This window comes from Peterkaempfera griseoplana (genome assembly GCF_001418575.1).
Lineage (GTDB): Bacteria > Actinomycetota > Actinomycetes > Streptomycetales > Streptomycetaceae > Peterkaempfera > Peterkaempfera griseoplana.
Window position 1 is genome coordinate 1 of sequence record NZ_LIQR01000214.1, and the last position, 8,276, is coordinate 8,276.

8 protein-coding genes are annotated in these 8,276 nt (G+C 73.2%); 6 read left to right on the forward strand and 2 right to left on the reverse strand.

Annotation, left to right across the window (positions count from 1 at the left end):
- The coding region (locus AOK09_RS17080) for a hypothetical protein (RefSeq protein WP_217698442.1) at positions 1 to 273 on the reverse strand (273 nt) is incomplete at its 3' end.
- 669 nt (positions 274 to 942) lie between these two features.
- On the opposite strand from AOK09_RS17080, the gene tmpA reads away from it, so the two are divergent.
- A complete protein-coding gene (tmpA, locus tag AOK09_RS17085; protein ID WP_245687329.1) occupies positions 943 to 2,643 on the forward strand; it encodes a 2-trimethylaminoethylphosphonate dioxygenase in 1,701 nt (566 codons plus the stop codon).
- Positions 2,644 to 2,699: 56 nt separating this feature from the next.
- Here tmpA and AOK09_RS17090 read toward each other — a convergent pair whose 3' ends face one another.
- Complete coding sequence (locus AOK09_RS17090; protein ID WP_079063140.1) at positions 2,700 to 3,566, reverse strand: GntR family transcriptional regulator; 867 nt, start codon at positions 3,564 to 3,566, stop codon at positions 2,700 to 2,702.
- Between the two features lie 282 nt (positions 3,567 to 3,848).
- On the opposite strand from AOK09_RS17090, the gene AOK09_RS17095 reads away from it, so the two are divergent.
- The 5 genes from AOK09_RS17095 to AOK09_RS17115 form a co-directional block, all read left to right on the forward strand.
- Entirely contained in the window at positions 3,849 to 5,006 is a 1,158-nt protein-coding gene (locus tag AOK09_RS17095) for an ABC transporter substrate-binding protein (protein WP_055588075.1), read from the forward strand.
- A gap of 8 nt (positions 5,007 to 5,014) precedes the next feature.
- A complete protein-coding gene (locus AOK09_RS17100; RefSeq protein WP_055588076.1) occupies positions 5,015 to 5,974 on the forward strand; it encodes an ABC transporter permease in 960 nt (319 codons plus the stop codon).
- Entirely contained in the window at positions 5,962 to 6,843 is an 882-nt protein-coding gene (locus AOK09_RS17105; protein WP_055588077.1) for an ABC transporter permease, read from the forward strand. Before AOK09_RS17100 ends, AOK09_RS17105 begins: the two co-directional genes overlap by 13 nt.
- Positions 6,840 to 7,922 (forward strand): ABC transporter ATP-binding protein, encoded by a 1,083-nt coding sequence (locus tag AOK09_RS17110; RefSeq protein WP_055588078.1) that lies wholly within the window; start codon positions 6,840 to 6,842, stop codon positions 7,920 to 7,922. The genes AOK09_RS17105 and AOK09_RS17110 overlap by 4 nt, the downstream gene beginning before the upstream one ends.
- A 166-nt stretch (positions 7,923 to 8,088) precedes the next feature.
- Positions 8,089 to 8,276, forward strand: a 188-nt coding sequence (locus AOK09_RS17115; RefSeq protein ID WP_407675410.1) for an HAD hydrolase-like protein, incomplete at its 3' end; no start/stop codon positions are given.

Consider the following 8,276-nt stretch of genomic DNA (forward strand, 5'->3'; position numbering starts at 1 on the left):
GCCGGCCGGCCGGCACGTCCTCAACGGCACCTCCGCAAGTGTTCCCGCGGTGCCCTGCTCCGCCCCGGCGGAGCGCATCCGCACGGGGCGGCCGACGCCGTCCACCGTGACCCGGTCCAGCGTCATCCGGGAGCCGTTGCCCGCGACGGAGGGAGCGTTGGCCCACAGGCGCAGCACCACCCGGCAGACCCGCGCGTCGGGGGTGAAGAGAATGGTTTCTCTTCCGGTGGCGCTCCCGAGGTCCGGCGCGAGCCGCATACTGAGGTCGACCACGGGGCGATCCCTGTCAGGAGTCGCCATCACGGCCTGGCCGCGGCCGTCCGCGCTCCTCTCTTCGGGCCCGCCGCCTCCGGGGCTCAGCGCCGGTGCCGCCCACCACAGGCATGCCAGCAGGCCGGTGCAGCCCAGAGCTGCGCCGGAGGTGACCCACGGGCGGGTACGAGCGTCGCGGTCTGCCTTGTGCCACACCTGCGGGGCCTTACTGTTCGGGTCAGCAGACAGGTCGCCGTACCCCGCCCTTCGGCCCGGGTCGCCCGTACGAGCCCGCCCGAGTGACGAGGCGTCCGGCCTGCGGACGGACGTCGAGTGAGGCACGCCATCACTTCGGAGCAGGAAGTGGCCGGCACATCAGGTCGTGCACCTCTGCTCGGCGGCCGTCCCGATCATAACCCTACGTAACCGTCACGCCCGTGAGCAGGACGAGCCACGAGCTGAATGTTCGTCAGAACGGAAGCATCCGGCCCGCGCCGTCACCACACCCGCGGTGGCGGCCGGGCCCGGCCCCGCGGTCACCCGCGGGGCGGTGGCGGCGGCCGGCGCGGTGCGGACGCCGCAGCTTCACCTCTCCGTGCCGCTGTGATCGCCGTGCGGACATCGGGCGCGGAAAAAGTTGGCTGTACAACTTTGTACCCCGCACCATCCCGGAGGACGACCATGCCGGCCGTGTCCAGCGCCGCAACCCCCGCCGACGAGCCCGCCACCGACGAGCCCGCCACCGACGAGCCCACCGTCCTGATCGGCGCGCTGCCCCCCATGTGGCTTCGGGACAACTGCCCGTGCCCCGAGTGCCGCGACCCGCACAGCGGCCAGAAGCTCTTCCAGATCACCGACCTGCCGCGAGAACTCGCCGTCGCCTCCGCCACTCCGAGGGAGGACGACGGAGCAGCCGTGACGGAGGTCGTCTGGTCCCCGGACGGCCACCGCTCCCGCTACCCCGCGCAGTGGCTGCTCGCCCACCGGCCCGGCGGGACGGCAGAGCCGGACCCCCGCAGCGAGGCGGGCAAGCAGCTGTGGCGGGCCGCCGACCTCGCCGGAGCGCTGCCGCAGGCCGACTGGGCGACGTACCTGGCCGTCCCCGCAGAGCGCGCCCGGATCCTGCAGGCCGTGCAGCGGCTCGGCTTCGCCCTGCTGCGCGCCGTCCCCACCGAGGAGGGCCAGGTGCTGGCCGTCGCGGAGACCTTCGGCTTCGTCCGGGAGACCAACTACGGCAGGCTCTTCGACGTCCGGGTGGAGCCGAACCCCGACAACCTCGCCTTCTCCGCGGCACGCATCACCCCCCACACCGACAACCCCTACCGCGACCCCGTCCCGACCGTCCAGCTGTTGCACTGCCTCAGCAACGCCGCCGAGGGCGGCGACTCCGGGCTGGTCGACGGCTTCCAGGCCGCCGCGCTGCTGCGCGAGGAGGACCCGGAGGCGTTCGCTGTACTCACCCGCACCCCCGTGCCGTTCGTCTACCGCGACGCCCGCACCGAGCTGACCGCCCTGCGGCCGCTGATCGGCACCGACCCCCTGGGCCGGATCCGCGAGGTGCGCTTCAACAACCGGTCCATCGGCACCCTGCGTCTCCCGGCCGCCGAACTGGACGCCTTCTACACGGCCTACCGCACCTTCGCCGAACTGCTGCTCCGCCCCGGGCTGCAACTGGACTTCCGGCTGGCCCCCGGAGACTGCCTGGTCTTCGACAACACCCGGCTGCTGCACGCCCGTACCGCCTTCGAGCAGAGCGGAGCCCGCCACCTCCAGGGCTGCTACGCCGACCTGGACGGGCTCGCCGGCACCCTGGCCGTACTGCGCCGCGGCGCCGCTCTGGACGAACTGCACGGACTGGACGAACTGGCCGAACTCCTCGCCGGCCCCGGAGCCGCCGAGTACCTCGGGGAGCCCGTCACCATCGCCCAGCACATGCTCCAGGCCGGCGCGCTCGCCGAGGCCGCGGGCGCCCCGGCGCACCTGGTGGCGGCCGCCCTGCTGCACGACATCGGCCACTTCCAGGGCCCGGTCAGCGGCCGGGAGCTGATGTCCGGCACCGACAACCGGCACAGCCACACCGGCGCCGACCTGCTGGCCCGCTGGTTCGGCCCGGAGGTCACCGAACCGGTACGGCTGCACGTGGCCGCCAAGCGCTATCTGTGTGCCGTGGAGCCGGGGTACCGCGCCCGGCTCTCCGAGGCCTCCGAGTACACCCTCCAGGTGCAGGGCGGCCCGATGGACGAGACGGAGGCGGCCGCCTTCGCCGCGCTGCCGGGCGCGGCCGACGCCGTCGCCGTACGCCGCTGGGACGAGCAGGCGAAGGACGCCGAGGCCACAGCCCCGGACTTCGAGCACTTCCGGCCCCTGCTCACCGCGCTGCTGCGCCGCTGAGCCCGGGGAGCGGCCGGGTACGTCGCGGCGTACCCGGCCGTGCCGCGGGGGCTGGGTCACCCCTCCGCGGCACCCGGCGCCTGCTGGTCCGCTGCGTGCTGCTCCGGTATGCGCCGGTCCGCTGCGTGCTGCTCTGCTGGGTGCTGCTCCGGTACCGGGTGGTGCCTGCGCGAGAGAGCCGACGCTGCAAGGGAGTTGTGCACGGTGAAGGCGACGGTACCCGGCAGATAACGGTCCTCGGACAACTCCACGGGCACACCCGCCGGGTCGGTCGAGCGACGGCGCTCCCGCAGCAACGCCTCGCCGGCCGCGCAGCCCAGGAGCCTGGAGTCGTCGGTGTCCGCATGGACCAGGTCGATGGTGTGGTCGGCGTCCGAGAAGACGATGCCGTGCTCGAGGAGCAGCTCGGTGTGCGACACGGCGTCCGCCGGCAGTTGCGCCACCACCTCGCCGACCCTGGGCGGGTACACGGTGCGTTCGATCATCACCGGCCGGCCGGAGAGGGTGCGCAGACGCAGCGTCACATACACCTCGCTACCGGGCTCCAGGCGCAGCTGCTCGCACTCCCGCTCGTCCGCCGGGCGCCGTGCCAGCGACTCCATGGCGCCGCCGGGCTCCTCGCCCACCGACCGCGCCCAGCTGGTGAAACTGAGCAGTTCCGAGAAGCTTTGCACCCGTGCGGTGCCCAGCACCACACGGCGGGTGCCGCGGCGAGAGGTGACCAGGCCGTCGGAGCGCAGTACGGCGAGGGCCTGCCGGATGGTGCCGCGGGAGACGCCGTAGTGCTTCGCCAGGGCCCCCTCGGCCGGGAGTCTGCCGCCGGAGCCGTAGGACCCGGCCGTGATGGCCTCGCGGAGGTCGGCCGCCACCCGGCGGTACAGCGTGCCGCCGGCCCCGACCGGTCGCGCCCCGTCGTCCTGCAACGTCCCTCCTGGCGGCTGTGTCGCCGCGCCGGAGGGCACGGCCGTCCCGGCGACCCTATCCGCTGGTCGTCCGCCGGCCGCCCGGCGGGTGGCCGCGCGGGCACCCGCCGGGCGGCCGGGAAGCGCGGCGTTACGGCAACGTCCGCCGGTTCTCGCCGGGCTGTTCACCTTTCGGTCATCCCCGTCCGTAGTACTGGGGTCGAGTTGTACAGCCAACCCATGCACCTCCCGACGGGGCCCAGCGCCTGCCGCGGGCCCCGCCGTCTCTCCAGGAGAAAATCCGTGACTGTCCACCGTGCCCGCGCCGCCGCCCTGGCCGTCGGTCTCACCGCCGCTGCGCTCTCCCTCTCCGCCTGCGGCTCCGCCCCCAGCACCACCACCACCTCCGCCGACGGTGGCAAGAGCGCGGCGACCGCCACCTCCGCAGCCGACTTCGGCGGCATGGACGCACTCGTCGCCGCGGCCAAGAAGGAGGGGAAGCTGCACGTCATCACCCTCCCGCGGGACTGGGCCAACTACGGCGAGATCATCGACGGCTTCCAGAAGAAGTACGGCATCACCATCGAGGACGAGAACCCCGACGGTTCCAGCCAGGACGAGATCAACGCCATCACCTCCCGCAAGGGCCAGGACCGCGCCCCCGACGTGGTGGACCTCGGCAGCGCCTTCGCGACCTCCGCCGCCCAGCAGGGCCTCCTCGCCCCCTACAAGGTCGTCGACTTCGACAAGATCCCGGCCGGCCAGAAGGACGCCCAGGGTCTGCGCTACAACGACTACGGCGGCTACATCTCCATCGGCTGCGACGCCAAGCGGGTCAAGAACTGCCCGACCACCTTCGCCGACCTGCTCAAGCCCGAGTACAAGGGCCAGGTCGCGATGAACGGCAACCCCACCAAGTCGGGCTCCGCCTTCGGCGGCTTCTACGCCTCGGCGCTCGCCAACGGCGGCAGCCTGGACAACGTCCAGCCCGGCCTCGACTTCTTCTCCAAGCTGAAGAAGAGCGGCAACTACAACCCGGTGGAGTCCACCCCGGCGACCGTCGAGAAGGGCGAGACGCCGATCAGCATCGACTGGGACTACCTCAACGCCAGCTACGCCACCGAGTTCAAGTCCAAGGGCCTGGACTGGAAGGTCAGCGTCCCGTCCGACGGCCTGTACGCCCAGTACTACAACCAGGCCATCAACAAGTGGGCGCCGCACCCGGCCGCCGCCCGCCTGTGGCAGGAGTACCTCTACAGCGCCGAGGGCCAGAACCTGTTCCTCAAGGGCTTCGCCCGCCCCGTGCTGATGGACGCCATGAAGCAGGCCGGCACCCTGGACACCGCGGCCGCCGCCGCGCTGCCCGCGGTCTCCGGCAGCTTCACCTTCCCCACCGACGCCCAGGTGGACGCGGCCAAGAAGGTCGTCACCGAGGGCTGGTCCAAGGCCGTCTCCGGCTGATCAGCGCGATGACCACGGCTCCCGCCGCGACGCCGTCCCCCACCGCCGGCCCCTCTCCCGAGGGTGCCGGCGGTGCGGGGGCCGCAGTCGCGCCCCCACACACCAGGCCGGCCGCCCGCGGCGGCCGCCCCCGCGCGGCCGGCTGGCTCGCCGTCCTGCCGCTGCTCCTCTTCGTCGCCGTCGTCTTCGGCCTCCCGGCCGTCGCGATCGCCCTCGGCGCGTTCACCACCAGCGCGGACGCCCCCGGCGGCGCCCAGTGGACGACGGCCAACCTGTCCTCGTCGGTGCACGGCGCCTATCTCACCGCGCTCGTCGGCAGCGTCAAGCTTTCCGCGCTCACCGCCTTCATCGGCGTGGTGCTGGGTCTGCCCCTGGCGCACGCGGTCACCACCTCCCGCTTCCGGGCGCTGCGCGAGGCGGTGCTGGCGGCCTCCGGCGTGCTCGCCAACTTCGGCGGCGTCCCGCTGGCCTTCGCCTTCGTCGCCACCCTCGGCAACGCCGGAGAACTGACCCGCCGGCTGCACCTCAGCGACCACGGCTGGAGCCTGTACACCTTCTCCGGCCTGACCCTGGTCTACCTCTACTTCCTGGTGCCGCTGATGGTGCTCACCATCACCCCGGCCCTGGAGGGGCTGCGCAAGCAGTGGCGGGAGGCCGCACAGAACAACGGCGCCACGACCGCGCAGTACTGGCGGCACGTCGCCCTGCCGATCCTGACGCCCTCACTGCTGGGCGGCTTCGTGCTGCTCTTCGGCAGCGCCTTCGCCGCCTATGCCACCGCAGCCGCCATGGTGGGCAGCTCGGTGCCGCTGATCACGCTGCAGATCGCCGACGCGCTCTCCGGCAACGTCCTGGTCGGCCAGGGCAATGTGGCGCTGGCCCTCAGCCTGGACATGATCGTGATCGCCGGCCTGGTGATGGCCGTCTACGTCCCGCTGCAGCGGAGGAGTGCCCGATGGCTGCGCTGACCGAGACCCGGCGCCGCCGCCGGCCGCAGTTCTGGCGCGGCGCGGTCGCCCTGATCGCCGGGCTGTACTTCCTGGGGCCGATGCTCCTCTCGGTGATCTTCACTGTGGATGTGCCGGGCGAGGGCCTCACCCTGGGCGCCTACACCGGCATCGTCGGCACCGAGGGCTTCGCCTCCAGCCTCCGGCTCACCCTGGAACTCGCTGCGGCGACCGTCGCAGCCGTCCTGCTGCTGCTCGTCCCCGCCCTGGTCGCGGTACGGCTCACCGCCCCCCGGTTGCGCGCCCTGGTGGAGATCGTCTGCTCCCTGCCGCTGGTCGTTCCCGCGGTCGCGCTGACCGCGGGCATCAACTCGGTCCTGCGATGGGGGCCGGACCACCTGTCGCACACCCCGTTCTTCCAGACCATCAACGCCATCCAGGACCCCGGCTTCCCCGTGGTGCTGGTGCTGGCGTACGTCCTGATGGCGCTGCCGCTCGCCTACCGGACCCTGGACTCGGGACTGCGCGCGCTGGACCTCGCCACCCTGGTGGAGGCCGCACGCAGCTGCGGCGCCAACTGGCCGCGGGCCGTCGTCCAGGTGGTCCTGCCCAACCTGCGGGGCGCCCTGCTGAACACTGCGTTCCTCACCCTGGCCCTGGTGCTCGGAGAGTTCACCGTCGCCTCGATCCTCGGGTACATGCCCTTCGCCGTGTGGATCTACAGCATCGGCAACAGCCAGGCCCAGACCTCGGTGGCCGTCTCCGTGCTCAGCCTCCTCCTCACCTGGGCGCTGCTGCTGATCCTCGCCGCCGCCGGACGCGGCCGCCCGTCCCGCACCCCCCGCCGCAGCGCCGCAGCGCCGGCTCCCACCGCCCAGGAGATCCCGTGACCGCCACCGCCGTCGAAGCCCCCGCCGTCCGCGAGGCGGGCGGCGCAACCGTGGAGTTCCGCGGCCTGCGCCGGTCCTTCGGCGCCACCACCGCCCTGGACGGACTGAACCTGACCGCGCGACCGGGAGAGCTGCTGGCCCTGCTGGGCCCCTCGGGCTGCGGCAAGACCACCGCGCTGCGGATGCTGGCGGGCTTCGAGCACCCCGACTCGGGCGAAGTGCTGGTCGACGGCAAGGACGTCACCCCGGTGCCGGCGCACCGGCGCGACGCGGGCATGGTCTTCCAGTCGTACAGCCTCTTCCCCCACCTGACGGCCGCCGACAACGTGGCCTTCGGGCTGAAGGTGCGCGGCACCGGCCGGGCCGAGCGGCGGGCGCGCGCCGCCGAACTGCTGGCCCTGGTGGGGCTGCCGCAGCTCGCCGACCGCTATCCGCACCAGATGTCCGGCGGTCAGCAGCAGCGCATCGCCCTCGCCCGGGCGCTCGCACTGCGGCCGCGGGTGCTGCTGCTGGACGAACCGCTGTCGGCGCTGGACGCCAAGGTACGGCTGACGCTCCGCGAGGAGATCCGCCGGCTCCAGCAGGAGCTGGGAATCACCACCCTCTTCGTCACCCACGACCAGGAGGAGGCGCTGTCGATGGCGGACCGGGTCGCGGTGCTGCGCGCGGGACGGCTGGAGCAGTGCGCCGCCCCGGCGGAGCTGTATGCGCGGCCGGCGACCGCCTTCGTCGCCGAGTTCGTCGGCACCATGAGCCGCATCCCCGCGCTCCGTACCGGGGACGGCCTGGTGGAGGTGCTCGGCCGCAGGCTGCCGGCGGACGGAGACATCCCCGCCGACGGGGCGATCGAGGTCCTGGTACGGCCCGAGGCCGTCCAGGTGACCGCCGACGACCGGGGGACCGCCCGCGTCACCGCCACCTCCTTCCTCGGCGCGGTCACCCGCCTGACGCTGCGCCTGGCCGACGGCACCGAGGTCAAGGCCGATCTGAGCACCGAGCAAGCCGCGGTGCTCCCGGCCGGCACCGCCGTCACGGCCGTCCTCCCGGACCGCCCGGTCCTGGTCGACCGGCGCGCCTGAGACCCGCCGCCCCCTCTCGCCCCCGCGGGAGGGGGCGGGTGCGGCGCCCGGCTCCTGCGACGCGGTATGTCCACAACCCCGCAGCCCCTGCCATCCTGCTTGCCGGAGCCGCCGCCGGCTCCCGTACCGACCCACCACCCCACCCTCTCTGCAAGGACCCCGTCTCGTGCACCGGCCCCCCACCGCAACCGCCCTGCCCGCCGCCGTCCTCTTCGACATGGACGGAACCCTCGTCGACACCGAGGACCTCTGGTGGCAGGCCGCCGTCGAGGTCGCGGAGCACCTCGGCCACCGCCTCACCGGGGAGGACCTGCCGGACGTCCTGGGACGGCCGGTGGAGCACACCGCCGCCCA

Coding starts and splice junctions, on each gene's coding strand:
- AOK09_RS17100 (WP_055588076.1), top strand. CDS start 5,015: ATGACCACGGCTCCCGCCGCGACGCCGTCCCCCACCGCCGGCCCCTCT.
- AOK09_RS17105 (WP_055588077.1), top strand. CDS start 5,962: ATGGCTGCGCTGACCGAGACCCGGCGCCGCCGCCGGCCGCAGTTCTGG.